The 25,756-nt window shown below is 43.3% G+C and carries 22 protein-coding genes and 1 rRNA gene; 18 read left to right on the top strand and 5 right to left on the bottom strand.

From position 1 onward, the window contains the following. Positions 1 to 134 (bottom strand): IS630 transposase-related protein (locus E5983_RS03005; RefSeq protein WP_160332216.1); only part of this gene is annotated, 134 nt, incomplete at its 3' end. Positions 135 to 795: 661 nt separating this feature from the next. Between E5983_RS03005 and E5983_RS03000 the strand changes: the two genes are divergently transcribed. From E5983_RS03000 to E5983_RS02990, 3 genes are all read left to right on the top strand, one after another. Then, a complete protein-coding gene (locus E5983_RS03000) occupies positions 796 to 1,161 on the top strand; it encodes an Asp23/Gls24 family envelope stress response protein (RefSeq protein ID WP_160332441.1) in 366 nt (121 codons plus the stop codon). A 2-nt stretch (positions 1,162 to 1,163) separates the two neighbouring features. Then, positions 1,164 to 2,834 (top strand): DAK2 domain-containing protein, encoded by a 1,671-nt coding sequence (locus E5983_RS02995; protein WP_160332440.1) that lies wholly within the window; start codon positions 1,164 to 1,166, stop codon positions 2,832 to 2,834. Positions 2,835 to 3,125: 291 nt separating this feature from the next. After that, positions 3,126 to 3,344 carry a capsule biosynthesis transcriptional regulator gene (locus E5983_RS02990; protein WP_160332439.1) on the top strand — a complete coding sequence of 73 codons (219 nt, stop codon included), beginning with the start codon at positions 3,126 to 3,128 and terminating at the stop codon, positions 3,342 to 3,344. A 309-nt stretch (positions 3,345 to 3,653) separates the two neighbouring features. Here the strand turns inward: E5983_RS02990 and E5983_RS02985 are convergent, their stop codons facing one another. After that, positions 3,654 to 3,902, bottom strand: coding sequence for a hypothetical protein (locus E5983_RS02985; protein WP_160332438.1), 249 nt, complete (start codon positions 3,900 to 3,902; stop codon positions 3,654 to 3,656). Positions 3,903 to 4,232: 330 nt separating this feature from the next. On the opposite strand from E5983_RS02985, the gene E5983_RS02980 reads away from it, so the two are divergent. Next, positions 4,233 to 4,496 carry a hypothetical protein gene (locus tag E5983_RS02980; RefSeq protein WP_160332437.1) on the top strand — a complete coding sequence of 88 codons (264 nt, stop codon included), beginning with the start codon at positions 4,233 to 4,235 and terminating at the stop codon, positions 4,494 to 4,496. 270 nt (positions 4,497 to 4,766) lie between these two features. On the opposite strand, the gene E5983_RS02975 is transcribed toward E5983_RS02980, so the two are convergent. Further along, complete coding sequence (locus tag E5983_RS02975) at positions 4,767 to 5,510, bottom strand: amino acid ABC transporter ATP-binding protein (protein ID WP_160332436.1); 744 nt, start codon at positions 5,508 to 5,510, stop codon at positions 4,767 to 4,769. Further along, the gene (locus E5983_RS02970) at positions 5,507 to 7,072 is read right to left on the bottom strand and encodes an ABC transporter substrate-binding protein/permease (protein ID WP_160332435.1); all 1,566 of its coding nucleotides are present in this window, start codon (positions 7,070 to 7,072) and stop codon (positions 5,507 to 5,509) included. The genes E5983_RS02975 and E5983_RS02970 overlap by 4 nt, the downstream gene beginning before the upstream one ends. A gap of 238 nt (positions 7,073 to 7,310) precedes the next feature. Between E5983_RS02970 and E5983_RS02965 the strand changes: the two genes are divergently transcribed. From E5983_RS02965 to sufB, 8 genes are all read left to right on the top strand, one after another. Next, positions 7,311 to 8,156, top strand: a complete 846-nt coding sequence (locus E5983_RS02965) for an undecaprenyl-diphosphate phosphatase (RefSeq protein ID WP_160332434.1) — start codon at positions 7,311 to 7,313, stop codon at positions 8,154 to 8,156. Positions 8,157 to 8,235: 79 nt separating this feature from the next. Further along, complete coding sequence (locus E5983_RS02960) at positions 8,236 to 9,006, top strand: adaptor protein MecA (RefSeq protein WP_160332433.1); 771 nt, start codon at positions 8,236 to 8,238, stop codon at positions 9,004 to 9,006. 2 nt (positions 9,007 to 9,008) lie between these two features. Next, positions 9,009 to 10,166, top strand: coding sequence for a glycosyltransferase family 4 protein (locus tag E5983_RS02955; protein WP_160332432.1), 1,158 nt, complete (start codon positions 9,009 to 9,011; stop codon positions 10,164 to 10,166). An 89-nt stretch (positions 10,167 to 10,255) separates the two neighbouring features. Next, positions 10,256 to 11,026, top strand: a complete 771-nt coding sequence (sufC, locus tag E5983_RS02950) for a Fe-S cluster assembly ATPase SufC (RefSeq protein ID WP_160332431.1) — start codon at positions 10,256 to 10,258, stop codon at positions 11,024 to 11,026. Positions 11,027 to 11,047: 21 nt separating this feature from the next. After that, entirely contained in the window at positions 11,048 to 12,310 is a 1,263-nt protein-coding gene (sufD, locus tag E5983_RS02945; RefSeq protein WP_160332430.1) for a Fe-S cluster assembly protein SufD, read from the top strand. Positions 12,311 to 12,325: 15 nt separating this feature from the next. Further along, entirely contained in the window at positions 12,326 to 13,558 is a 1,233-nt protein-coding gene (locus E5983_RS02940) for a cysteine desulfurase (protein WP_160332429.1), read from the top strand. Continuing rightward, the gene (gene sufU, locus E5983_RS02935; RefSeq protein ID WP_160332428.1) at positions 13,545 to 13,991 is read left to right on the top strand and encodes a Fe-S cluster assembly sulfur transfer protein SufU; all 447 of its coding nucleotides are present in this window, start codon (positions 13,545 to 13,547) and stop codon (positions 13,989 to 13,991) included. The genes E5983_RS02940 and sufU overlap by 14 nt, the downstream gene beginning before the upstream one ends. Continuing rightward, positions 13,991 to 15,406 carry a Fe-S cluster assembly protein SufB gene (gene sufB, locus E5983_RS02930; RefSeq protein WP_160332427.1) on the top strand — a complete coding sequence of 472 codons (1,416 nt, stop codon included), beginning with the start codon at positions 13,991 to 13,993 and terminating at the stop codon, positions 15,404 to 15,406. The genes sufU and sufB overlap by 1 nt, the downstream gene beginning before the upstream one ends. A gap of 84 nt (positions 15,407 to 15,490) precedes the next feature. Here sufB and E5983_RS02925 read toward each other — a convergent pair whose 3' ends face one another. Further along, positions 15,491 to 16,738 (bottom strand): serine hydrolase, encoded by a 1,248-nt coding sequence (locus tag E5983_RS02925; protein WP_160332426.1) that lies wholly within the window; start codon positions 16,736 to 16,738, stop codon positions 15,491 to 15,493. A gap of 462 nt (positions 16,739 to 17,200) precedes the next feature. Here E5983_RS02925 and E5983_RS02920 point away from each other — a divergent pair, with 462 nt between their 5' ends. The 6 genes from E5983_RS02920 (at position 17,201) to E5983_RS02895 (ending at position 25,698) form a co-directional block, all read left to right on the top strand. Next, the gene (locus tag E5983_RS02920) at positions 17,201 to 19,168 is read left to right on the top strand and encodes a peptide ABC transporter substrate-binding protein (RefSeq protein ID WP_160332425.1); all 1,968 of its coding nucleotides are present in this window, start codon (positions 17,201 to 17,203) and stop codon (positions 19,166 to 19,168) included. A gap of 179 nt (positions 19,169 to 19,347) precedes the next feature. Further along, a complete protein-coding gene (locus E5983_RS02915; protein WP_160332424.1) occupies positions 19,348 to 20,844 on the top strand; it encodes an ABC transporter permease in 1,497 nt (498 codons plus the stop codon). Next, positions 20,844 to 21,770: an oligopeptide ABC transporter permease OppC gene (gene oppC, locus E5983_RS02910; protein WP_160332423.1), complete on the top strand. Its 927-nt coding sequence runs from the start codon at positions 20,844 to 20,846 to the stop codon at positions 21,768 to 21,770. Before E5983_RS02915 ends, oppC begins: the two co-directional genes overlap by 1 nt. An 8-nt stretch (positions 21,771 to 21,778) precedes the next feature. Then, positions 21,779 to 22,846: an ABC transporter ATP-binding protein gene (locus tag E5983_RS02905; RefSeq protein ID WP_160332422.1), complete on the top strand. Its 1,068-nt coding sequence runs from the start codon at positions 21,779 to 21,781 to the stop codon at positions 22,844 to 22,846. 1 nt (position 22,847) lies between these two features. Beyond that, complete coding sequence (locus E5983_RS02900) at positions 22,848 to 23,771, top strand: ATP-binding cassette domain-containing protein (RefSeq protein ID WP_160332421.1); 924 nt, start codon at positions 22,848 to 22,850, stop codon at positions 23,769 to 23,771. Positions 23,772 to 24,151: 380 nt separating this feature from the next. Further along, positions 24,152 to 25,698: ribosomal RNA gene (locus tag E5983_RS02895) — 16S ribosomal RNA — on the top strand. Positions 25,699 to 25,756: the final 58 nt, after the last annotated feature.

Below are 25,756 nucleotides of genomic sequence, written 5' to 3'. Positions count from 1 at the left end.
GTTTTCTCTTTTAATTTAATCCATTGATAAATGGTATTACGAGAAATTTGGAAAACAGTTGCTGCTTCAGAAATACTGCCAATATTCTCACAATATGAAAGAACTTTTTCACGAAAATCTACTGAATATGCCATAAAAATAGTATAGCACAAAATGTGCGGTTTTTGTTTCATTCTACTATAGTTCGTAGTCCCACCCCCGCAAGGTTGATTAGATCGGGTTCGGAGTCCTCTCAGCGAGTCAGGAATTGACTCGCTGAGCCTATGATATGGACGAACATGAAATGTTCGCTATCAAGCGAACGATTGGAGTTTGCTTCGCAAACAAGATTTGGTACTCTCTAACAGCATACAATGCTGTTAGACCCAATCAACTACTGCGTCAAAGGTATCTTGCTAATCATAAAGAGAGAGGCTAGGCTTTTGTCCCAGCCTCTGTCCCACTCCCACTCTCAGTATTTGAAATCAGTCTTCTCAGGAATGTTAACAATTACTTTACCGATCTTTTTTTCATCAACCGATTCCGAAAATAAAGACTTAGTAGAGATTGATACTATTGTTGGGGAAGCTGAATCTTTTCCTCGTTACAAATGGGAGAGTCGCAGAGATGCGGCTTTTTATAGATGGATACAGTAAATCTGGCTGAAAACGTTAGTAATTCCCACGAATTCATGGGTAAAAATCAGTGTGGTTTAGGTCTGATAGCTTCTTAATTTAGCCGTGTTTTCTGCTTTTATGTTTTTATTCTTTTGGTTTCATGGTAAAATAGGCTATAAATAAATTGAGGTGGAATGAGATGACAGTGAAAATCAATACCCGTGATGGTCAGATTGAGTTGACCGATGATGTCATTGCAACCATTGTTGGTGGTGCAGCGACGGAGATTTTTGGTGTGGTTGGAATGGCGAGTAAAAATGCCATTAAAGACAATTTCCAGGCCCTTCTAGGTCGGGAAAACTACTCCAAGGGAGTTGTGGTTCGGAGCAATGAGGCAGGTGATATCGAAATTGATGTATATACCGTCCTTAGTTACGGAACCAAGATTAGTGAGGTTTCACGTAATATTCAAGAACGCGTGACCTTTAGTCTGGAAAATCAACTCGGCATTACTGCTAAAGCCGTTAATGTTTATATTCAAAATATTAAAATTGTAGGAGAGTAGTCGTGGCCAATATTACAACCAGTTTATTCCAAGAAATGGTCCAGGCAGCTGCCACTCGTTTGACCAATCAAGCTGAATATGTGAACTCATTGAATGTCTTCCCTGTTCCAGATGGTGATACAGGGACCAATATGGGAATGACCATTGAAAATGGTGCCAAGGAGGTGGCGGATAAGCCAGCTCAGACAGTAGCTGAAGTAGCTAACATTTTTGCCAAGGGGCTCTTGATGGGTGCCCGTGGAAACTCAGGAGTCATCACTTCACAATTATTCCGTGGTTTCTCTCAAGGTGTGAAAGATCTAGAGGAATTGGATGGAGCTGCCTTGGCTCACGCTTTCCAGTCTGGTGTTGAAGTCGCTTATAAGGCTGTTATGAAGCCTGTTGAAGGAACTATCCTTACGGTTTCTCGTGGAGCTGCGATTGGAGCGGTCAAGAAGGCTGAAAGCAGTAATGACGCGGTAGAGGTTATGGAGGCTGCTCTTGAGGGAGCAAAAGCTGCCTTGGCTAAGACACCTGATCTACTGCCTGTTTTGAAAGAAGTGGGTGTTGTGGACTCTGGTGGCCAGGGACTTGTCTTTATCTACGAAGGCTTTTTGTCTGCCCTCAACGGTGACTATATGGCTTCTGAGGACTTTAAGGCCACACCAGCGATGATGGGTGAGATGATCAATGCCGAGCACCATAAGTCTGTTGCTGGCCATGTTGCGACGGAAGACATCACCTTCGGTTACTGTACAGAGATCATGGTGGCCCTCAAGCAAGGTCCAACCTATGTTCAAGACTTTGATTACGAAGAATTCCGCAATTATCTAAATGACCTCGGAGATTCGCTTCTCGTTGTAAATGACGATGAGATTGTCAAAGTTCACGTGCATACAGAAGATCCAGGTTTAGTTATGCAAGAAGGGCTTAAATATGGTTCTTTGGTTAAAGTAAAAGTTGACAATATGCGCAACCAGCATGAAGCCCAGATTGAAAAGGAAAGCTCCCAAGCTACAGACAGTAAAGTTCCTCGCAAGGAGTATGCCATTGTTGCGGTCGTGGCAGGTCAAGGAATGGCAGAGATTTTCCGAGCATCAGGAGCAGATTATGTTATCGAAGGCGGTCAGACCATGAACCCGTCGACAGAAGACTTCGTCAAAGCCATTGAAGAAGTCAATGCCGACCAGGTGATTCTTCTCCCTAACAACAAGAATATTTTCATGGCGGCACAATCGGCTGCAGAAGTTGTTGAGGAAGCCGCAGCAGTTGTGGAGAGCCGGACAGCCCCTCAAGGCTTGACTAGCCTTCTTGCCTTTGATCCAAGCCGGAGTTTGGAGGAAAACCAGGAGCGGATGACAGAGTCGCTAGCAGAGGTCGTCTCAGCCTCTGTTACCCATGCGGTTCGGAATACGACCATTGATGGCTTGGAAATCCGTGAAAACGACTTCCTAGCGATGGTGGAAGGAAAAATTGTAGCTTCTGATGCAGACCTTGAAACTGCTTTAGATCTCATGTTTGCGAAGATGGATTTAGCTGACAAGGAAATCTTTAGCATTTATGTTGGAGAAGAAGGATCTGAAGAATTTGCGGAGCAACTGCAAGAGAAATTGGAAGGCCAGTTTGAAGACTTGGAAGTTGAAATTTTCCCAGGTGATCAGCCAGTTTATCCTTATCTTTTCTCAGCTGAATAAAGGGTATGCCTCGAAAAGATCTCTTTTCGAGGTTTTCCCATTTTTAATGAGTTTTTTACTTGAATAAATAAGCTGACTTTGATATAATAGGGATGTACAAAGATGGCTAGCAGTTTATCAGGATCTATCTATAAAAATAGTTTAGCTTTTGTTTTCAAGTGTTTGTTTCAAAAAATTGAATAAATACGACAGCTTACTTGAATCTGCTGGGAATTGTTTGAAATTTAATTGACAAGCTGTCTAAAATGATTTACAATAAATGTCTGGAGATAATAAAATAGGGAGGATAACATGTCTAAGTCTAACTTTGAAAAAGTAGAGACAGTAGTAGGCTGGGTACGTGATAAAAAGATCACGGGTTATCGCATTTCAAAAGAAACCAACGCCCGCGAAATGTCTATTATTGCTCTAGCTCAAGGCCGTGCACAAGTAAAGAATATTTCTTTTGAGACTGCATTGGGCTTAATTGATTACTACGACAAGAATCACGAAAAGTTCGAAGATGCGTAGTCATTCCTAGCTAAAATCGGTTAGAAAAGAATTAGGATACCCTTTTTTTCTAGCTGATTTTTTGTTACTCGAAAAAGAGTTTTAGATTTTTCTTCCTCCAGGATGAAACTGATATCCCTAGCAAAAACGGCCCTCTTGGGGCTGTTTTTGCTTATTTGAAGCCAGGGCGTTGGAAGATTCAGTAGAGGAGGGAATAGAGTGTCGACTTGACTAGCCAGAAAGAGAGCTGACTAGTTTGGTCTCTAGTTTCGCTTTTTGAATCTGTCGCATTCCCTAGCTCGTTAATGATTTCATCCAAGATGAGGAGGTTTAATCGGTTGGGATGGTCAAACCGATGGCTAATCTTAGGAGCTGTAGGAGCGCTGACATAGGCTCTTCTAGCCCTTGAACCTGCAATTGGAGTCCTGTATAGCGGAACTTGATTTCGGCTCCTAGATACAGCTGTAGAGCCGCTACTTCAATCAGAGTTTCAATCGTCAGATTGGCTAGGGTTTGATCCCTTCCTTGACAGGGACGGATGAATCCAGTTGTCAGATGAAGCAAGGTTGTTTTTTGCAAGGAGTCCGTAAATTTCTCCTTGGTGAAAACAATTTCCTAACAACCATCTGACATAGGTTGATCTTTTTGTTATACTTCCTAAAATCCAGTTTCAAGGTTAGGGATAGAGGTGCTTGCATATGCGTAAGTTGGGAGAATATCTCGAAAAATTTTTAATGGATTACTGATAAAAATAGGAGAGGTTTAGCTGCTGTTTTAGTCTAGCTGTGAGGATTGGGTTGGTTTTGAGAGGCTGATTCAAGGGTTTACAGATGTGTAATAGAAACGTTCTTTTCTTGCTTATCAGTTATAATAATAAGTAATCATTTACATGTAGCAAAGGAGATGCCTATGAAAAAATTGTTGTCAGTTCTAGCTTTAGCAGTGCTTGTTCTTGGAGGTTGGCTCCTATTTGAGAGCAACCAGGCTTCACAGAGTGGCTCTAATTCTTTCCAGCTGTTTGGCTCCGTGAATTTGGAGAACGATCAGGGTGAAGAGGAAGTGGAGGAGGATACTGGTAGTTCGGAGGAAGATGATGCCTTTGGGAAATTTATCGAAGAGCATAAGACCCCGCTTTCGAAAAGGATTGTCATCGAGGATAGCTCTGAGAAATAATCTTTTCTCGTGTATACAAAAAGGGAGTGGGACAGAACTAAATTTGAAAAAATTTAGTTCGTAGTCTCACCCCCACAAGGCTGATTAGGTCCTCTTCCGAGCTTGAAAAGTGAACGATTGGAGTTTGCTTCGCAAACAAGATTTGGTACTCTCTAACAGCATACAATGCTGTTAGACCCAATCAGCTACTGCGTCAAAGGTATTTTGTTATACAAAGTCAATGAGGCTAGACTTTTGTCCCAGCCTCTTTTTGTATATGTGAGTGAGTTCTTAGCCGAGGTAGCGTTGGAGGAACTCACGTGTCCGTTCTTCTTTGGGATTGGTAAAGATGTCTTCTGGACGTCCTTCTTCGGCGATAACACCCTTGTCCATAAAGATGACACGGCTGGATACATCGCGCGCAAATTCCATTTCGTGGGTGACCACGATCATGGTAAGACCTTCTTGAGCGAGGTTCTGCATGATTTTGAGAACTTCTCCAACCATTTCAGGGTCCAGGGCTGACGTTGGTTCATCAAAGAGAATGGCGTCAGGATTCATGGAGAGGGCTCGAGCAATGGCAACCCGTTGCTTTTGCCCACCGGAGAGTTGTTTTGGTTTGGCGAGCCAGTATTGCTCACCCATGCCGACCTTGTGTAGGTTTTCTTTGGCAATTTTTTCGGCCTCTGAACGCTCCCGTTTGAGGACGGTTGTTTGAGCGACGATGGCATTTTCCAAGACATTGAGATTCTCAAAGAGGTTAAAGTTTTGGAAAACCATCCCTAATTTTTCACGGTAAGTGGTAAGGTCATGCTCGTCTGCAAGCACATTTTTTCCGTGGTAGAAGATTTCCCCGGCACTTGGGGTTTCCAGTAAGTTGATGGAGCGCAGGAAGGTGGATTTCCCACTTCCTGAGCTACCGATGATGGAAATTACTTCCCCTTTGTGGACGGTAAGAGAGATGTCTTTGAGGACTTCATTTTGTCCGTAAGATTTTTTGAGGTTTTTAATTTCGAGAATGGTTGTTTGTGTCATTTGATCACCCCCGTTTGCATTTGGTTTGCTCCGGTAGTGTAAGTGTCACTGTCCATACGCCGTTCTACATAGCGTAAGATACGGGTTACGGTAAAGGTGAGCACGAAGTAGATAATGGCGATTACGGTAAAGGTTTGGAAATATTGATAGGTTTGAGTGGCAACAGTATTTCCGGCAAAGTAGAGTTCGACAACGGAGATAACATTCAAAACAGATGTATCTTTGATGTTGACGACAAACTCATTTCCGGTTGCAGGAAGGATGTTGCGGATAACCTGTGGTAAGACAATCTTACGCATGGTTTGTCCGTGGTTCATTCCTAGGGCTGTAGCGGCTTCAAACTGACCTTTGTCAACTGCGAAGATACCACCGCGGACGATTTCACTCATGTAGGCACCTGTATTGATGGAAACAATGAAGATGGCTGCGAGAGTCCGGTCGATGTCGATTCCGAAGGCCTGAGCTGTTCCGTAGTAGATGACCATGGATTGTACAATCATCGGGGTACCGCGGAAAATTTCGATGTAGGCACTGAGGAACCAGCTAAAGAGTTTTTGGAAAAAGGCAAGGGCCTTGGTTTTAGCCTGGGGAGCAGTCCGGTAAACACCAATCAAGAGTCCAATACCTGTTCCGACCACGGTACCGATAATGGAAATGAGGAGGGTCATACCAGCTCCGCGGAGGAATTGCGAACCGTTATTTTGGACAATGGTAAGCATTTGTTGGAAGAAGCTAGGTGTTTCCTCTTCTTCGTTTTCACTGGCAAGGGGCTGGTTTTGGATCATTTCATCCATCAATGCCACTTGTTGGTCGGCTGAGAGGGTTGCGATGGCTGCATTGACTTGGCTCATCCGTGCATCGTCTTTGCGCATTCCAACAGCAGTGGTAACTTCCTCGTCGTTGGTTGCGAAGCCTTGGTCCAAGTTAACCATTTTCAGTTTAGCATTAGCATCTTCGGCAGTTAGGGCCTCAGGGCGTTCGGAAATGTAGCCATCAATGACGCCGGCTTCGAGGGCCTGGCGCATTTGTGCGAAGTCTCCCATGGCAGTCTCTTTAGAAGCACCATCGATTTGGTCAATCAAATCGTAGAGGTAAACTCCCTGTTGCGAGGTAAGTTTGGCTCCCTTGAAATCAGTTAGTGATTTGGCTTCGGCATAGTCAGAGTCTTTGCGGACGACAATAACCGGTTGGCTCCGGTAGTAGCTGTCGGAGAAAGCAATCTCTTTGCGACGTTCTTCGGTTGGGCTCATCCCTGCTACGATCAAGTCAATCTTTTTCGAAGTTAGGGCTGGGATTAGACCATTCCAGGTTGTCTTGACAACCAGAGGTTTTTTACCGAGTTTTTCAGCGATTTTCTTGGCAATTTGTACATCATAGCCATTGGCATATTGGTTTGTGCCTTCGATTTGAACGGCACCGTTACTGTCATCGTCCTGTGTCCAGTTAAATGGAGCATAGGCTGCTTCCATCCCAACTCTGAGGTAGTCATCTGCATGAGCAGGTTGAACCCAGGCGAATAGCAAAGCTAAACCTGTGAGTAGGGTTATTACTAACTTTTTCATAGGAACCTCCTTCTGAATTTTTTTCATTATAATGTAAAAAAGTAGACAAATCAATATAATTTCCGTGTGAAAACGTTTTATAAAGGGATTCATCAGTCAACCTCTTCCAAGGAAGGTTGGGTTGATTGAGCCAGATTTTGTCCTAGAATAGTGTACCATTTTTTTGAGAATTGAGATTCGATTGGTAACAGAGATGTCCTTGTGGTATAATCATTCCTGTTAGGAAGGATGAAAAGGCATGATACTGATTGAACTGTTAAAAGCGATTTTATTTGGAATTGTTGAGGGGATCACAGAGTGGTTGCCGATTTCCAGTACCGGACACCTGCTCTTGTTGCAGGAGTTTGTGAATTTTAAAGGGGTTTCGGCTGGTTTTATGGACATGTTTAATGTTGTTATCCAGCTAGGGGCGATTTTGGCTGTTGTGGTGATTTATTTTGGTAAACTCAACCCCTTTAAGCCGGGTAAATCACAAGAAGAAGTCAAGCAGACCTGGTCTCTTTGGTCTAAGGTGCTAGTGGCGATTTTGCCGGCCATGGTGATTGGGGTTCCTTTAGACGATTGGTTTGAGGCGCACTTTTACAATCCCGTTTCGATTGCTTTAATGTTGATCATTTACGGAATTGCCTTTTTGGTGATTGAGAAACAGGATTTTGTCAAGGATCCTAGTGTAACGCGCTTGGAGGATCTACCCTATGCGACAGCCTTCAAGATTGGTCTTTTCCAAGTCTTAGCCCTGTTTCCGGGAACCAGTCGGTCAGGGGCAACCATTGTTGGCGGTCTCTTGAATGGAACCAGTCGGTCAGTGGTTACAGAGTTCACCTTTTTCCTTGGGATTCCAGTTATGTTTGGAGCTAGTGGAGTCAAGGTTCTCAAATTTATCCTCAATGGCAATAGCTTAACGGGGACGGAAGGCTTGCTCTTGGCTGTAGCCATGGTGACAGCCTTTGCGGTCAGCCTCTACGCCATCCGTTTCTTGACCGGCTACGTCAAGCAGAACGATTTTACCATCTTTGGAAAATACCGGATTGTTCTTGGAATTTTACTGCTCCTCTATGCAGGAGTACGGGCCTTTTTGGCTTAATCTAGAAGAGTGGTTGTGTTTCCACTCTTTTTTTGAAATCTACGAAAAATTCAAGTATACTGGATAATGAGGTAAACAAATGAAAATGAAACAATTAAATGATCGAACCATTAAAATTTCGATCAGTATGAAAGATTTGGAAGAAAGAGGAATGGAATTGGCGGACTTCCTGATGCCCCAGGAAAAAACCGAGGATTTCTTCTACACGATTTTGGATGAACTAGAGTTACCCCAGCATTTTCTGGATTCAGGAATGTTGAGTTTTCGGGTAACACCAAAGCCGGATCGCTTGGATGTTTTTGTGACCAAGTCAGATGTGGACAAGGCGATGGATTTTGACGAGATTGATTTCGACGACTTGCCACGTATGGAGGATTTTCCAGACATGGAACCGGAAGAGTTTATCAAAGCGATGGAGGAGGCCCTCAAAGAGTACAGTCAGGATCCTCAATCGGATGAATTGCTCAGTGAGTTGGATAGTTTCCGCCAGCAGGTCCAAGCGGATCAGGAAGAGGAATTGGATGCGTCTGAAACTCAAGGAATCCGTGGGTCTAAGAGTGACAATCATTTCTTATATTATGTCCTTCAGTTTTCGGACTTTAACAAGGTACGGGCCTATGCAGACCTAGTGGATTATGACTATGACGGTTCTGAGCTTTATAAATATAAAGGTCGGTATTACTTGACCGTTTTGGTCAATACCAGTCAAATGCCAGGGAAGGCTCCTGTTTATTTGATGGCTCGGATGCGTGAGATGGCAGAAGAGTCCCAGGTAACCCGGCCAGTTCTTCAAGAGCACGGAACTGTTTTATTGTATGGAACTGCGATTGAAGATTTACAAAGGATTTAAGTATGGTACCCTTTGCCCTTGCCTTTATTTTAACTTTGATTGCTACTTTTCTGGGAAGTATTCTTTTGACTCCCTTGGTGCGTCTCTTGGCTTTTCAGATTGGGGCTGTCGATCAGCCTAATGCTAGACGGATTAATCAGCAACCCATGCCTACCGCTGGTGGTCTGGCGATCTTTCTATCGTTTAGCTTGGTGAATTTGTTTATCATGCCAGGGATTGTCAAGGTTACGACCTTTGGTTACAGTTATTTTGACTATGTTTGGCCTGTTTTGTTGGCAGGCGGTGTGATTGTTGTGACAGGTGTCTTGGATGATGTATTGGAATTGAAGCCGGCGCAGAAAATGGTGGGGATTCTTTTGGCAGCGGTTTTGATTTGGTCCTTGACCGATTTTCGCCTGGATAATTTTAAGCTTCCCTTTGGGGGGCCTTTCCTCCATTTTGGTCCGATTGTCTCCTTTATTCTGACCTTGATTTGGATTGCGGCCATTACCAATGCGGTCAATCTCCTGGATGGTTTGGATGGTTTGGTGAGTGGAGTGTCGATCATTTCACTGGCAACTATGGCCATTGTTTCCTATTTCTTTTTGCCTGAGGACAATCTTTTTTTGACCCTTTTGATTTTACTTTTGGTGATGGCGATTGGCGGCTTTTTTCCCTATAACTATCATCCGGCAATCGTCTTTTTGGGGGATACGGGGGCCCTATTCCTGGGATTTATGATTTCTGTTTTGTCCTTGCAGGGATTGAAAAATGCGACGGCGGTAGCGGTGATCACTCCGATGATTATTCTAGGGGTTCCAATTACGGATACGCTGATGGCGATTATTCGTAGGCGATTGGCGGGCCGGAAGATTTCTGAGGCGGATCGTCACCACCTGCACCATCGGCTGCTGTGTCTGGGTCTGACCCATCGGGGGACAGTCTTGGTGATTTATGGAATTACCTTCATTTTTTCGATGATTTCGCTTTTGCTGAATGTGTCTAGCCGGATTGGGGGTATTTCGCTTCTTGTTGGGATTGCCTTTGGAACAGAGTTGTTTGTCGAGTTGTTGGGCATCCTGGGTCCAGATCGGGCTCCGCTTTTAAAAACCTTACGCTTTATTGGAAATTCAGCCTATCGGGAGGAAGTAAGGCAGTTACGCAAGAAACAATCCAAGTAGATAAGAATAATTCTAAACACCAAAAAAGCCTATGAGGCTTTTTTTTTTGTTATACTTAAACCGTATTACCTAGAAGGAAGGATAAAATCATGTCAGTATTGGAAATTAAAGATCTCCATGTATCCATTGAGGATAAGGAAATTTTGAAGGGGGTTAACTTGACCCTTAAAACAGGTGAGGTTGCAGCCATCATGGGACCAAACGGGACTGGTAAATCAACCTTGTCGGCAGCCATTATGGGAAATCCTAACTACGAAGTTACCCAAGGGGAAGTGTTGTTGGATGGGGTGAACATTTTGGAATTGGAAGTTGACGAGCGGGCACGGATGGGCTTGTTCTTGGCGATGCAATATCCAAGCGAAATCCCTGGAATTACCAATGCGGAGTTTATCCGGGCAGCCATGAACTCTGGTAAAGAAGAAGAAGACAAAATTTCTGTCCGTGATTTTATCACTAAGTTGGATGAAAAAATGGCCCTTCTTAACATGAAGGAAGAAATGGCCGAGCGTTACCTCAACGAAGGCTTCTCTGGTGGTGAGAAAAAGCGCAACGAGATTCTGCAATTGTTGATGTTGGAACCAACCTTTGCCCTTTTGGATGAGATTGATTCTGGTTTGGATATTGATGCTCTTAAAGTGGTGTCCAAAGGTGTCAATGCCATGCGTGGAGAAGGCTTCGGTGCTATGATTATTACCCACTACCAACGTTTGTTGAACTATATCAAGCCAGATGCCGTACACGTGATGATGGAAGGAAAAGTGGTTCTTTCAGGTGGTCCGGAATTAGCAGCCCGTTTGGAGCAAGAAGGGTATGCGAAAATTGCAGAAGAACTCGGATTTGATTACAAGGAAGAAGTTTAAGGACCTACCAAGGAGGAACTGATGACAAGAGAACAAATTCAGGCATTTTCGCAAGCACAGGCTGAGCCTATTTGGCTGCAAGACTTGCGCTTGAAAGCCTTTGATAAAATTCAGGAGTTGGACTTACCTAAGATTGAGCGGGTGAAATTTCACCGTTGGAATCTGGGGGATGGTCGTTTGGAACTGGGTGAGGCGTCAGGCAATGTCCCTGCCTTTACGGATCTGAACAGTAATCCGAAGTTGGTCCAAGTCGGTACCCAAACGGTTTTGGAACAACTGTCTCCCGAATTGGTGGACCAGGGCGTTCTATTTACAGACCTAGCGACAGCCTTAGAGGAAATTCCCCAGCTGGTGGAAGAGTCTTTTATGTCTGCCCTAGCCTACGATGAGGATAAATTGGCTGCCTACCATACAGCTTATTTTAACAGCGCGGCAGTCCTGTATGTGCCAGACAATGTGGAAATTACGCAACCCCTTGAAGGTATTTTTTACCAGGACAGTGAGTCTAGCGTTCCCTTTAACAAGCACATCTTGGTGATTGCAGGTCGTAATAGTAAGTTTTCTTACCTGGAACGCATCGAAACTCTAGGTGAAGGTCAAGAAAAAGTAACGGCCAACATTACGGTTGAGGTGATTGCCAAGGCTGGAGCCCAGGTCAAATTCTCTGCGATTGATCGCCTTGGTCAAAACGTCACAACCTATCTCACCCGTCGTGGCCGGATTGGTCAGGATGCAACCATTGATTGGGCCCTGGGTGTCATGAACGAAGGGAATGTGGTTGCAGCTTTTGATACGGATTTGGTGGGACGTGGTAGTCATGCGGATATGAAGGTTGTGGCCCTATCCTCTGGGAAACAGGTCCAAGGAATTGACAGTCGAATCACCAACCACGGCTCTAACTCTGTTGGAAATATCTTCCAACACGGAGTTATCTTGGAGAAGGCAACCTTGACCTTTAATGGAATTGGTCATATTATTCGTGGAGCCAAGGGCGCAGATGCCCAACAGGAAAGCCGGGTCTTGATGTTGTCAGACCAAGCTCGTTCAGATGCCAATCCAATCTTGTTGATTGATGAGAATGAAGTTACCGCAGGACACGCAGCCTCTATCGGACAGGTTGATCCTGAGGACTTGTATTACCTCATGAGTCGTGGCTTGGACCGGCCAACAGCTGAACGTCTCGTAGTTCGTGGATTTTTGGGAGCGGTGATTGTCGAAATTCCCGTTAAAGAAGTTCGCGATGACATGATCCAGGTTATTGAAGATAAGTTAAGCAAAAGATAAACAAGAGGAGTAGCCATGCAGCCAATCGATGGTCGGCAGATCCAAAAGGACTTTCCCATTCTCGACCAACAGGTCCATGAAGAAGACCTCGTCTATTTGGATAGTGCAGCAACTAGCCAGAAGCCGCGATCCGTAATCGAGGCGATGGATCGCTATTACCAAGAAATCAATGCCAATGTGCACCGTGGGGTCCATACTTTAGGGGAGTCTGCAACCCAGGCCTATGAAGCCACGCGACGAAAAGTCGCGTCCTTTATCGGGGCAGCTTCGGAGAAAGAAATTATCTTTACCCGGGGAACAACGACGGGCTTGAACCACCTGGCCCGAGGCTTGGAAGCTCACCTATCGCCAGGCGATGAGATTCTCATTTCGGTTATGGAACACCATTCCAATCTTGTTCCCTGGCAGCAGCTGTGTCAACGCACGGGAGCTCGCCTGGTCTATGTCTACCTGAAAGAGGGGAGATTAGATCTGGACGATTTACGGGCCAAGTTGAGTCCGGCGACTAAAATCGTTTCTTTGGCCCACGTCTCCAATGTACTGGGGGTTATCAATCCCATTCAAGAGATTGCTCCGTGGGTCCACGGAGTGGGAGCTTATTTAGTAGTCGATGGAGCCCAGTCGGTACCCCATTTGCCAGTACAGGTACAGGATTTGGATGTGGATTTCCTTGTCTTTTCTGGCCACAAGATGCTGGGGCCAACGGGGATTGGTGTTCTCTACGGGAAAGAAACGCTTTTACAAGAGCTGGAGCCTGTGGAATTTGGTGGGGAGATGATTGACTTTGTCTTTGAGCAAGAATCAACCTGGACCGACCTTCCTTGGAAGCTGGAAGCTGGGACTCCACCGATTGCGGAGGCCATCGGCTTGGGGGCGGCGATTGACTATCTGGAAGATTTGGGAATGGCACGGCTGGCTGCCCATGATCAGGAACTTGTGACCTATCTTTGGCAAGAATTGCAGAAAGTGGACGGGCTGGAAATCTATGGACCGCCTTCAGCGGAGGGTCGGAGTGGCTTGGTTTCCTTTAACCTGACAGGACTCCACCCCCATGATGTGGCGACCGCTTTAGATTATGAAGGAATTGCAGTCCGTGCCGGCCACCACTGTGCGCAACCACTCTTGGCTTATTTAGGAGTGCCGGCTATGCTACGGGCCAGTCTCTATGTCTATAACACCAAGGAAGATTGCGATCGCCTGATTCAGGCCTTGGAGACAACAAAGGAGTTTTTCAATGGCACTTTCTAAATTAAATAGCCTCTACCGAACCCTAGTGGCAGAGCATTCTAGACACCCCCATCACCAGGGGAGTTTGTCGGGTGTCGAGCCCATCCAGTTAAACAACCCAACTTGTGGCGATGTCATCCAACTCTTTTTGGTCAAGGATGAAGGGGGTCGGATTACAGACATCTCCTTTATTAATTCTGGATGTAGTATCTCAACAGCCTCTGCCTCGATGATGACCGATGTGGTGATTGGTAAAAAGGAGGAGGAGGTTCTAGCTCTAGCCCAGGATTTCTCTGATTTGGTAAAAGGGCTAGAACTATCTTCGACTGACCAGCTCGGGGATGCAGCCTTTTTGTCAGGGGTTGCGCAGTTCCCGCAGCGGATTAAATGTGCCACTCTTGCATGGAATGCTTTGAAAAAAGCACTGGAACTAAATGAAATGAAAGGAAAATAATGGCTGAAAATGAACGCGTAGAACCCAAGCCAATTGATTTGGGGGAATATAAATTTGGTTTTCATGATGATGTCGATCCCATTCTTTCGACCGGTAAAGGTTTGAGTGAGGATGTTATCCGTGAACTGTCGGCAGCAAAAGGGGAACCTCAGTGGATGTTGGACTTCCGTCTTAAATCCTATGAGACCTTTAAGAAGATGGAATTGGAAACTTGGGGAGCCGATATGTCGCAAATTAACTTTGACGATATCATCTACTACCAAAAACCATCAGACCGCCCCGTTCGCTCTTGGGATGAGGTTCCCGAGAAAATCAAGGAAACCTTCGAACGCATCGGGATTCCAGAAGCTGAGCGGGCTTACTTAGCGGGAGCTTCTGCCCAGTATGAATCAGAAGTGGTTTATCACAATATGAAGGAAGAGTTTGAGAAGTTGGGAATTGTCTTTACGGACACTGACTCGGCTCTGAAAGAATACCCAGAACTCTTCAAGCAATACTTTGCCAAATTGGTTCCGCCAACGGACAACAAGTTGGCAGCCTTGAATAGTGCAGTCTGGTCAGGTGGGACCTTTATCTATGTGCCAAAGGGTGTCAAGGTGGATATTCCCCTACAAACCTATTTCCGAATCAATAATGAAAACACGGGTCAGTTTGAACGAACCCTTATTATCGTTGATGAGGGAGCAAGTGTTCACTATGTTGAGGGATGTACCGCCCCTACTTATTCCAGCAATAGCTTGCATGCGGCCATTGTTGAGATCTTCTCCTTAGAAGGAGCCTATGTTCGTTACACCACCATCCAGAACTGGTCTGACAATGTCTACAACTTGGTAACCAAACGGGCCAAGGCCTTGAAAAACGCGACCGTTGAATGGATTGATGGCAATATCGGGGCCAAAACGACCATGAAGTATCCATCTGTTTACCTAGACGGAGAAGGAGCGCGTGGAACCATGCTTTCCATCGCCTTTGCCAACCAAGGTCAGGTGCAGGACACAGGTGCGAAAATGATCCACAATGCTCCGCATACCAGCTCTTCCATTGTTTCCAAGTCAATTGCTAAGAGCGGTGGAGAGGTAAACTACCGCGGTCAGGTAACCTTTGCACGTAACTCCAAGAAATCAGTGAGCCATATTGAGTGTGACACCATCATCATGGACGACCAATCCAAGTCTGATACGATTCCATTCAATGAAATCCACAATTCACAGGTTGCCTTGGAACATGAAGCTAAGGTATCTAAGATTTCCGAAGAACAGCTCTACTATCTCATGAGTCGTGGCTTATCTGAACAAGAAGCGACAGAAATGATTGTTATGGGATTTGTTGAACCCTTTACTAAAGAACTTCCAATGGAATATGCTGTTGAACTGAATCGTTTGATTAGCTACGAAATGGAAGGAAGTGTCGGCTAGCAATAGCTGAGACAGCTCTCCTAACTAAAGACGCCCCCAATCAAGGTTGGTATCCATTGATTGGGGGCGTCTTTGTGGTTGTCTCTAAAGTTTTTCATTGACGAAGAGGACGAAGTTGTTCCAGAGTACCTTGAAGAAGTTACTGCGATCCACATCTTCCTGGCTAACCATGGCGAATTTTGGCTCTTGACCTTGGATATAACCTTTGCCAATTGGTTCGGGATCTTGATAGGTCAGGTAGCCGACAAATTCCCCTTTTTTAATAGGTGCTTGATACCCTTTGGGGTCGGTTTCCCATTTGACTTTAAAGTCTGCTGTACTGCCTCCTTGTTGGATAAAGATGGCATCGGTTTTGGCAACAGGGATGATGGGGGATTTTTTACCATCCTTAATCAAGGCGGTTAACTCTTCATAGGGCTCGCCTTCGGCGGCCAGGACATTAGCATAGAAGGTACGGGAGATGTGGTTGAGAAGGGAAATGGTTGCATTGTAACGGGCGTTGGGGTCTTGATCTGGATTCTCGACGTTGAGCACAATGCTGACAAGACGCATACCACGCTCGGTTGTAGATACAATAATCGAATCTCCGTATGCAGCCGAACTACCGGTTTTGAGGCCGTCAACGCCATTCCGGAAACGAGGCATGTTGGGAATGAGTTGATTGGTTGCATAAATAGTTTCTTTTCCAAATTTTGCCTGACTTTTTTCAGTGATTTCGGTAATTTCCGGATGATCTCTTAGAAGGTTGTAAACCATCACACCGAGGGCGTTGGCTGACATGAGGTTTTCTTGATTTTTACCATTTGTGATGATGTTTAGGGTATTTTCGTTCAAGCCGGATGAGTTGTAGAGCTTGTAGTCTCGAATCCCGAGACTATCCAGCTTATCCTCCATCCGCTTGACAAAGTCTTTTTCTTTGCCAGAGACCTTCTCAGCTAAAGCAATCGCTGCAGAATTGGCGGAAGACAGTAACATAGCATGGAGCAATTCTTTAACGGTGTATTCTCGATCCTCCATGGGGACGTTAGAGCTAGAAGAATCTACGGTTAGTTGGTAGGCAAAATCCTTAATTGGAACCTTAGTACTCCAGTCAAGCTCGCCAGCCTGGATAGCATCGAGTACAACATAGCTGGTCAGCAGCTTAGAGATGGAGGCAATTCCAACTAACTTATCCGCATTTTTTTCGAATAAAATTTTCCCTGTGTTTTGTTCAAAAACCAGAGCGCTATTAGCAGTGGTTGTGAAATCATCATCGGAAAACACTGGAATAGTAGAGAGTAAAGATGGTAGTAATAAAAGCATAACCAGTAGGAACTGGATGAATCGTTTCATGATTGTCCTCTTTCAGATTCTAGTCTCTCTATTTTATCATAGTTCTAAAGAGAACCCTAGAATTTTGAAGGGAAAAGAGGTTGTGGGGAAGTGGGGCTTGTCTAGGAGGAGTTTTGATAAAAGGAAGCGGGGATCATCATTATTATATATGTGCATTTATTGCATAAGCATGAGGAAATAGATTGAAATTTTTACTTAAAAATGGTAGTCTAAGCATATCTAGTTTTTTAAATTAGTATTCTTTGATTTTGCCTTGTCATAGACTGAGTTAGGTAAATGATTTTTCTAAATGAAATCGCTAACTATTCTGAAAATTATGATATAATTGAATTTGAATCAGAATATTTAGTTTTTTTTGAGAACAACAACAGCTCCTTGTAAGAATTTTCAGAAAATTACGTTGACTTTTCTAGTATATTTTATTACAATGGATTAAACTTAAATAGTTAAAGGAGATATAGTATGAAAAAGAGTAAGCTATTTGCGGTAGCGGGCGTAGCTCTGTTATCGGTGGGCGTATTAGCAGCTTGTTCATCTTCAAGCAGTGGAGAGCAATATACATATTCATTTGTGTACTCTACTGATCCAGATAATTTGAATTATTTGACGACTGGTAAAGCTTCAACAGCTGATATTACTTCTAATAACATTGATGGTTTGTTGGAAAATGATCAGTATGGAAATCTAGTGCCTTCTGTAGCAGAAGATTGGTCTGTATCTAAAGATGGATTGACCTACACTTATAAAATCCGTAAAGGAGTCAAATGGTTTACTTCTGAGGGGAACGAGTATGCTGAAGTAAAAGCTCAGGACTTTGTAACTGGTCTTAAATACGCTGCAGATAATAAAGGGGAAGCTCTTTACGTATTGCAAGACTCTGTTAAAGGTTTGAAAGATTATATCGATGGTAAATCAAAAGATTTTGGCACAGTTGGAATCAAAGCAATTGATGATTACACATTGGAGTATACATTAACAAAACCTGAGCAATACTGGAACTCTAAACTAACATATGGAATTACTTATCCAGTAAATGAAGATTTCTTAAAATCCCAAGGGGAAAACTTTGCTAAAGCAAGTGATCCAAGTACAATCCTTTACAATGGTCCGTACATCTTAAGTGCTGTGACAGCTAAGTCTGAAATTCAGATGGTTAAAAATGAAGGTTACTGGGATAAAGATAATGTTCATTATAAGACAATTAAGCTAACTTATGATGATGGTTCTGATTTAGACTCAGTAATTAATGGCTTTGATAAAGGAATCTATTCTGGTGCTGGTTTGAACCCTAATTCACCAGGTTATAAGAAGTTCCAAGAAAAGTATGCAGATAATATTGCTTACCGTCCACAAGATGCAACAACTTACTTGTTAGGTATGAATATTGATCGTCAGTCTTACAAGTACACAGCTAAGAAAACTGATGCAGAAAAAGAATCTACCAAAAAAGCTTTGTTGAATAAAGATTTCCGCCAAGCATTGACTTTTGCGTTTGATCGGGAGGCTTATGAAGCTCAGATTCGTGGAGAAGAAGGAGCACTGAAACCTTTACGGAATCTTTTTGTCCCACCTCAATTTGTACAAGCTGGGGGTAAAGATTTTGGAGAGATGGTTAAAGAGAACTTAGCTGACAAGGAAGAATGGAAAGACGTTGATTTAAGCGATGCTCAAAATGGTCTTTATAATCCAGAAAAAGCAAAAGCTGAATTTGCTAAGGCTAAGGAAGCTCTTCAAGCAGAAGGAGTACAATTCCCAATTCGTTTGGATATCCCTGTAGATCAAACAGCTATTACAATGGTTCAGCGGGTTCAGTCCTTGAAACAATCCATTGAGAAAAACTTGGGTTCAGAGAATGTTGTCATTGATATTCATCAAATGTCATCAGATGATGTAAATAACATTACCTATTTTGCTGAAAATGCAGCTCAAGAAGATTGGGATTTGAACAATAAAGTAGGTTGGGGTCCTGATTATCAAGATCCATCTTCTTACTTGGATATCTTGAAACCAAGTAGTGGTGAAAGTACAAAAACATACCTTGGATTCGATTCTGGAACAAATAATGCAAATGCAGAAAAAGTTGGTCTAGGTGAGTTTGAGCAGTTGGTAACAGAGGCTGGTGGAGAAACAGCCGATATCCAAAAACGTTATGAGAAGTATGCGGCAGCTCAAGCTTGGCTAACAGATAGTGCTTTGATTGTCCCAATTGAATCTAAAGGAGGAAATCAAGGTGTTGCTCGTATCAAACCATTTAGCGGTCCATTTGCTTGGTCAGGTAACAAAGGTGGTTCTACTTTGTATAAATACCTAGAGCCTAGTGATGAAATCGTTACAAAAGATGAGTATGAAAAAGCTCAGAAAGAATGGGATGAGAAACGAGTAGAAAGCAATAAGAAGGCTGAGGAAGAAGCTAAATCTCACGTGAAGTAATAAGTAGGGATAGAAGTTTTCAGTGACAACTGTTTTAGGATAAGTGATCACTCATTTATTGAATTCTCTGTCAGAACAAGGAGAATCAAAAGCAGTAAGCCTTGCGGGAGTGGGATAGAGCTTTTCAAATTTGAGAAGCTCTATCCCACTCCCGTTTTTGAAATGAAAAGGATGATTCGATGAAACGTTATATTTGGATGCGGATTTTACGTTCGCTCTTATCGATTTTCTTGGTGACTACTATTATTTATTTAATTGTTTATACAATGGTCCCTCGAAATCTTATTTTTAAACAGGACCCCAACTATAATAAAATAGCAAAAACACCAGATAGCAAGACAGATTATGAAAATACAGTCTTTGAGCGAATGGGATATGTGGATTATTATACAAGTAAAGAGCTTCAGGAAAAAGCTAGTAAATTGGATTCCTCAGTAACTGTTGAAGCAACTGAAAGTAATAAGAAAATTTATGAAGATTTCATAAAAAAAGAAGGACGTGGTTGGGAACTTTTCCAATTCCAAGATAGTAAGCAGTTTTATGCAGTACGCCAAGTCCCAGCGTATGAGCGCGTTTTTGATTTTTACAAAAATCTCTTTCAAATTGACCATCCTTGGAAAATTCAAGATGCTTCTAATCCTGATTTGAAGCGCGGAATTTGGATTGAAAATGATCCGGCGATCGGCTGGGCTGTTGTTGGTTCAGGAACCCAGCATAAGTACTTGCTATACTTTAATAATCAGTTCCCATTTGTTCATCAGAATTTTATTAAGTTGAATTTGGGGATCTCCTATCCAACTTATTCTAATGTTCCTGTTCTTCAAGTTATCAGTCAAGGACAAGGGCAATCTAAGGTCAGTGAAGTACAATTTCCAACTGGGGAAAAAATGTCTTCTATTGATATCTATTCTCGGACGTATAAATCACCAAGTAAAGCGGACGCACAAGATATTGCGAACTTTGGTGAGGGAGATGCGTATACTCAAACGCAAACAGTTTATCAGTCACCGTCCATGCTGGTAAACTCTGCAATTATTGGTCTAGTAGGTGTTATCATTTCCTATAGCTTAGCGGTTCCTTTTGGAGCTTTGTTGGCACGCTATAAGAATACAGCTATTGATAGTTTGTCTACAGCTTTCTTGACCTTCTTAATGGCCATTCCAACGATTGCATTGGTTTATCTTGTTCGTCTATTGGGTTCGTTTATTGGATTGCCAGATTCATTCCCAACTCTAGGTGCAGGAGATTGGCGTTCATATGTATTACCAGCAATTATCTTAGGGATTTTAGGTGTTCCTGGATTAGCTATTTGGATTCGTCGTTACATGATTGATCAGCAGTCTAGTGACTACGTACGCTTTGCTCGTGCAAAAGGTTTATCTGAAAAGGAAATTATGAGGAACCATGTCTTTAAAAATGCTATGGTCCCAATTGTTGCGGGGATTCCATCTGCGATTATCTTAGTCATTGTTGGAGCTACCTTGACAGAATCTGTGTTTGCCTTTCCAGGTATGGGTAAAATGCTGATTGATTCTGTTAAAGCAGCTAACAATTCAATGGTTGTTGGATTGACCTTTGTGTTTACAAGTTTATCGATTTTAGCAAATCTTTTAGGAGATTTGTTGATGACTGTTCTAGATCCTCGTATTAAACTCTCTTCGAAAGGAGGCAAATGATGTCTCAACCAGATGTATCTAAATTTACTTTTGTGAAAAGAGATGATTTTGCCTCAGAAGTCATCGATGCTCCAGCTTATTCCTATTGGAAGTCTGTTTTTAGGGAATTTTTGAAAAAGAAGACAACTGTGGTTATGTTGGCTTTGTTAGCAGGAATTGTTCTTATGAGTTTCCTATATCCATTAATCTCAGATTATAATCCGAATGATGTCAGCAAGGTAAATGACTTTAGTCTTCGGTTTATAAAGCCAAATGGAGAATATTGGTTTGGAACGGATAATAATGGACATTCTCTATTTGATGCTGTTTGGTTTGGAGCTCGTAATTCCATTCTGATTTCAGTCATTGCGACAGTTATTACTACAGGCCTAGGAGTGATTGTTGGTGGAATTTGGGGCGTTTCCAAATCTGTGGATAAGGTAATGCTAGAAATTTATAATATAGTATCTAACATTCCTCAACTTCTTATTGTCATTGTATTGACTTATTCCTTGGGATCAGGTTTTTGGAATTTGATTTTTGCTATGAGTATTACAGCCTGGATTGGAGTTGCTTACTCTATTCGGATTCAAATTCTTCGTTACCGAGATTTAGAGTATAATTTAGCTAGTAGAACATTGGGGACACCATCCGGCAAAATTATTGTTCGTAATCTTCTTCCGCAATTGGTATCTGTTATTGTAACCATGTCAGCTGCACAGTTGCCGTCTTACATTTCATATGAGGCTTTTTTGTCTTACTTTGGTCTTGGGTTACCAGCCACTGTTCCTAGCTTAGGACGTCTTATTTCTAGTTATTCTCAGAATGTAACGACGAATGCTTATTTATTTTGGATCCCGCTAACAGTATTGATATTGGTTTCATTGTCTTTCTATATTGTTGGACAAAACCTAGCGGATGCTAGTGATCCACGTACGCATAGATAGGAGAAAGAATGGGAAAAGAGATTATTTTACGTGCTCAGGATGTAGTTGTCGAATTTGAAGTACGGGATCGAATCCTCACGGCCATTCGAGGGGTCTCCTTGGATTTATATCAAGGAGAGGTTTTAGCCTTGGTTGGTGAATCTGGAAGTGGTAAATCTGTATTAACGAAAACATTTACAGGAATGTTAGAAGAAAATGGTCGGGTGGCCAATGGTAGTATTGTTTACCGTGGTCAAGAGTTGACTAAGGTTACTTCTAATGCGGAGTGGGCACAGATACGTGGTCAAAAGATTGCGACTATTTTTCAAGATCCGATGACTAGCCTAGATCCTATTAAGACAATTGGAAGTCAAATTACAGAGGTTATTACGAAGCATCAAGGTAAGACAGTATCTGAAGCTAAAGAAATGGCAATCGACTATATGGATAAAGTGGGTATCCCAGATCCTGAGCGTCGTTTCCATGAATATCCTTTCCAATATTCTGGAGGGATGCGTCAACGGATTGTTATCGCGATTGCTTTAGCATGTAAACCAGATATTCTGATTTGTGATGAACCGACAACAGCCTTAGATGTGACTATTCAAGCGCAGATTATCGATCTTCTCAAGCATTTGAAACAAGAGTATGGTTTTACGATTATCTTTATCACCCATGATTTAGGAGTTGTTGCTAGTATTGCTGATAAAGTAGCTGTGATGTATGCCGGCGAGATTGTTGAATATGGAACAGTGGAGGATATTTTCTATGATCCTCGCCATCCGTATACTTGGTCATTATTATCGAGCCTTCCTCAGTTAGCTAGTGAAGATGGTGAGTTGTTTTCTATCCCTGGAACTCCTCCGTCCCTTTATACTGAATTAGCTGGAGATGCCTTTGCTTTGAGATCGGATTATGCACTGGCGATTGATTTTGAAGAAAAAGCTCCAATTTTTCAAGTATCGGCTGATCATTGGGCTAAAACGTGGCTTCTTCATGAATATGCTCCTAAGATTGATAAGCCAGAATTGATTGCGAATCTTCATGAAAAGATTAAATCACAGATGGCGTTTATGAATAAGACAAGGGAGGGGTAGAATGCCAGAAAAATTAGTCGAAGTTAAAGATTTAGAAATTTCCTTTGGAGAAGGTAGTAAAAAATTTACTGCGGTAAAGAATGCGAATTTTTTCATCAATAAAGGGGAGACATTCTCATTAGTTGGAGAATCTGGGAGTGGAAAAACAACTATTGGAAGAGCGATTATAGGCTTAAATGAAACGAGCTCGGGTGATATCCTTTTTGAGGGACGTAGGATTAACGGTCCGAAGAGTCGTGAAGGAGAAAAGGAACTTATTCGTAAAATCCAAATGATTTTCCAAGATCCAGCTGCCAGTCTTAATGAACGGGCTACTGTTGACTATATTATTTCGGAAGGTTTGACAAATTTCCATCTATATAAAGATGAGGAGGAACGTCAACAGAAGGTTCGAAATATTGTAAATGAGGTTGGGTTACTCGCAGAGCACCTTACTCGTTATCCTCATGAATTCTCGGGAGGGCAACGTCAGAGAATTGGGATTGCCCGTGCTCTTGTTATGCAGCCAGACTTTGTAATTGCGGATGAGCCTATTTCTGCTTTGGATGTATCTGTTAGAGCTCAGGTTTTAAATTTATTGAAGAAATTTCAGAAAGAATTGGGTTTGACGTATTTGTTTATTGCCCATGATCTATCAGTTGTTCGCTTTATTTCAGATCGTATTGCAGTTATCTATAAAGGGATTATTGTAGAGGTTGCAGAGACGGAAGAGTTGTTCACAAACCCGATTCATCCATATACTCAATCACTTTTATCAGCAGTACCAATACCGGATCCAATTTTAGAACGCCAAAAAGTATTGAAAGTATATGATCCGAATCAACATGATTATAGTGAGGAAGAGCCAGCAATGGTTGAGATTCGTCCTAATCATTATGTTTGGGCTAGTCCAAGTGAGGTTCAAGCCTATTTGAAGGCACAGTAGGTTTTTAAAAAGGAGTTGAGGTTTCTTTCTCGGCTCTTTTTCCTTTTTTGAAAAAAATTAAAAAAGTTGAACAAAAGTCTTGCCAAGAAAGCTGTAGTGTTGTATACTAAGAAAGCCCTGAAGGAAGAGTTCCTTAAATGGGACAGTTAGTTGATAAAGGTTCGGTTCATCCGAACCAAGTCAAAAAAACTTCAAAAATTTTTCAAAAAAGTGTTGACAAGTGATTGAGGTTTTGATAAACTAATGAAGTTGTCTCGTGAGAGGCATGACCTTTGAAAACTGAACAAGACGAATACCAATGTGTGGGACACTAGTAATAGTGCCCGGCAAGAAAAAAACAATAAATCTGTCAGTGACAGAAATGAGCGCTAGCTCAAACTTTTGATGAGAGTTTGATCCTGGCTCAGGATGAACGCTGGCGGCGTGCCTAATACATGCAAGTAGAACGCTGAAGAAAGAGCTTGCTCTTTTGGAAGAGTTGCGAACGGGTGAGTAACGCGTAGGTAACCTGCCTGGTAGCGGGGGATAACTATTGGAAACGATAGCTAATACCGCATAATATCTTTGATTGCATGATTGAAGTTTGAAAGATGCAACTGCATCACTACCAGATGGACCTGCGTTGTATTAGCTAGTAGGTGAGGTAAAGGCTCACCTAGGCGACGATACATAGCCGACCTGAGAGGGTGAACGGCCACACTGGGACTGAGACACGGCCCAGACTCCTACGGGAGGCAGCAGTAGGGAATCTTCGGCAATGGGGGCAACCCTGACCGAGCAACGCCGCGTGAGTGAAGAAGGTTTTCGGATCGTAAAGCTCTGTTGTAAGAGAAGAACGTGTGTGAGAGTGGAAAGTTCACACAGTGACGGTAACTTACCAGAAAGGGACGGCTAACTACGTGCCAGCAGCCGCGGTAATACGTAGGTCCCGAGCGTTATCCGGATTTATTGGGCGTAAAGCGAGCGCAGGCGGTTGGATAAGTCTGAAGTTAAAGGCTGTGGCTCAACCATAGTATGCTTTGGAAACTGTTCAACTTGAGTGCAGAAGGGGAGAGTGGAATTCCATGTGTAGCGGTGGAATGCGTAGATATATGGAGGAACACCGGTGGCGAAAGCGGCTCTCTGGTCTGTAACTGACGCTGAGGCTCGAAAGCGTGGGTAGCGAACAGGATTAGATACCCTGGTAGTCCACGCCGTAAACGATGAGTGCTAGGTGTTAGGCCCTATCCGGGGCTTAGTGCCGCAGCTAACGCATTAAGCACTCCGCCTGGGGAGTACGACCGCAAGGTTGAAACTCAAAGGAATTGACGGGGGCCCGCACAAGCGGTGGAGCATGTGGTTTAATTCGAAGCAACGCGAAGAACCTTACCAGGTCTTGACATCCCAGTGCCCGCTCTAGAGATAGAGTTTTTCTTCGGAACACTGGAGACAGGTGGTGCATGGTTGTCGTCAGCTCGTGTCGTGAGATGTTGGGTTAAGTCCCGCAACGAGCGCAACCCTTATTGTTAGTTGCCATCATTAAGTTGGGCACTCTAGCGAGACTGCCGGTAATAAACCGGAGGAAGGTGGGGATGACGTCAAATCATCATGCCCCTTATGACCTGGGCTACACACGTGCTACAATGGCTGGTACAACGAGCGGCAAGTCGGTGACGGCAAGCAAATCTCTTAAAGCCAGTCTCAGTTCGGATTGTAGGCTGCAACTCGCCTACATGAAGTCGGAATCGCTAGTAATCGCGGATCAGCACGCCGCGGTGAATACGTTCCCGGGCCTTGTACACACCGCCCGTCACACCACGAGAGTTTGTAACACCCGAAGTCGGTGAGGTAACCATTTAGGAGCCAGCCGCCTAAGGTGGGATAGATGATTGGGGTGAAGTCGTAACAAGGTAGCCGTATCGGAAGGTGCGGCTGGATCACCTCCTTTCTAAGGATAAGGAAACGCATTGGTACTTGTTCAGTTTTGAGAGGTCATGTAGATGACT

Source organism: Streptococcus danieliae (genome assembly GCF_009767945.1).
GTDB classification, from domain to species: domain Bacteria; phylum Bacillota; class Bacilli; order Lactobacillales; family Streptococcaceae; genus Streptococcus; species Streptococcus danieliae.
This window is presented reverse-complemented; position numbering and strand designations above follow the sequence as displayed.

Excerpts from the sequence above, each read along its gene's own strand:
- sufU (WP_160332428.1), top strand. The coding sequence starts at position 13,545 with ATGGCACTTTCTAAATTAAATAGCCTCTACCGAACCCTAGTGGCAGAG.
- E5983_RS02955 (WP_160332432.1), top strand. The coding sequence starts at position 9,009 with ATGGTACCCTTTGCCCTTGCCTTTATTTTAACTTTGATTGCTACTTTT.
- E5983_RS02965 (WP_160332434.1), top strand. The coding sequence starts at position 7,311 with ATGATACTGATTGAACTGTTAAAAGCGATTTTATTTGGAATTGTTGAG.
- E5983_RS02905 (WP_160332422.1), top strand. The coding sequence starts at position 21,779 with ATGGGAAAAGAGATTATTTTACGTGCTCAGGATGTAGTTGTCGAATTT.
- E5983_RS02980 (WP_160332437.1), top strand. The coding sequence starts at position 4,233 with ATGAAAAAATTGTTGTCAGTTCTAGCTTTAGCAGTGCTTGTTCTTGGA.
- E5983_RS02920 (WP_160332425.1), top strand. The coding sequence starts at position 17,201 with ATGAAAAAGAGTAAGCTATTTGCGGTAGCGGGCGTAGCTCTGTTATCG.
- E5983_RS02970 (WP_160332435.1), bottom strand. The coding sequence starts at position 7,072 with ATGAAAAAGTTAGTAATAACCCTACTCACAGGTTTAGCTTTGCTATTC.
- E5983_RS02915 (WP_160332424.1), top strand. The coding sequence starts at position 19,348 with ATGAAACGTTATATTTGGATGCGGATTTTACGTTCGCTCTTATCGATT.
- sufB (WP_160332427.1), top strand. The coding sequence starts at position 13,991 with ATGGCTGAAAATGAACGCGTAGAACCCAAGCCAATTGATTTGGGGGAA.
- oppC (WP_160332423.1), top strand. The coding sequence starts at position 20,844 with ATGTCTCAACCAGATGTATCTAAATTTACTTTTGTGAAAAGAGATGAT.
- E5983_RS02975 (WP_160332436.1), bottom strand. The coding sequence starts at position 5,510 with ATGACACAAACAACCATTCTCGAAATTAAAAACCTCAAAAAATCTTAC.
- E5983_RS02925 (WP_160332426.1), bottom strand. The coding sequence starts at position 16,738 with ATGAAACGATTCATCCAGTTCCTACTGGTTATGCTTTTATTACTACCA.
- E5983_RS02940 (WP_160332429.1), top strand. The coding sequence starts at position 12,326 with ATGCAGCCAATCGATGGTCGGCAGATCCAAAAGGACTTTCCCATTCTC.
- E5983_RS02990 (WP_160332439.1), top strand. The coding sequence starts at position 3,126 with ATGTCTAAGTCTAACTTTGAAAAAGTAGAGACAGTAGTAGGCTGGGTA.
- E5983_RS02960 (WP_160332433.1), top strand. The coding sequence starts at position 8,236 with ATGAAAATGAAACAATTAAATGATCGAACCATTAAAATTTCGATCAGT.
- E5983_RS02900 (WP_160332421.1), top strand. The coding sequence starts at position 22,848 with ATGCCAGAAAAATTAGTCGAAGTTAAAGATTTAGAAATTTCCTTTGGA.
- sufD (WP_160332430.1), top strand. The coding sequence starts at position 11,048 with ATGACAAGAGAACAAATTCAGGCATTTTCGCAAGCACAGGCTGAGCCT.
- E5983_RS03000 (WP_160332441.1), top strand. The coding sequence starts at position 796 with ATGACAGTGAAAATCAATACCCGTGATGGTCAGATTGAGTTGACCGAT.
- sufC (WP_160332431.1), top strand. The coding sequence starts at position 10,256 with ATGTCAGTATTGGAAATTAAAGATCTCCATGTATCCATTGAGGATAAG.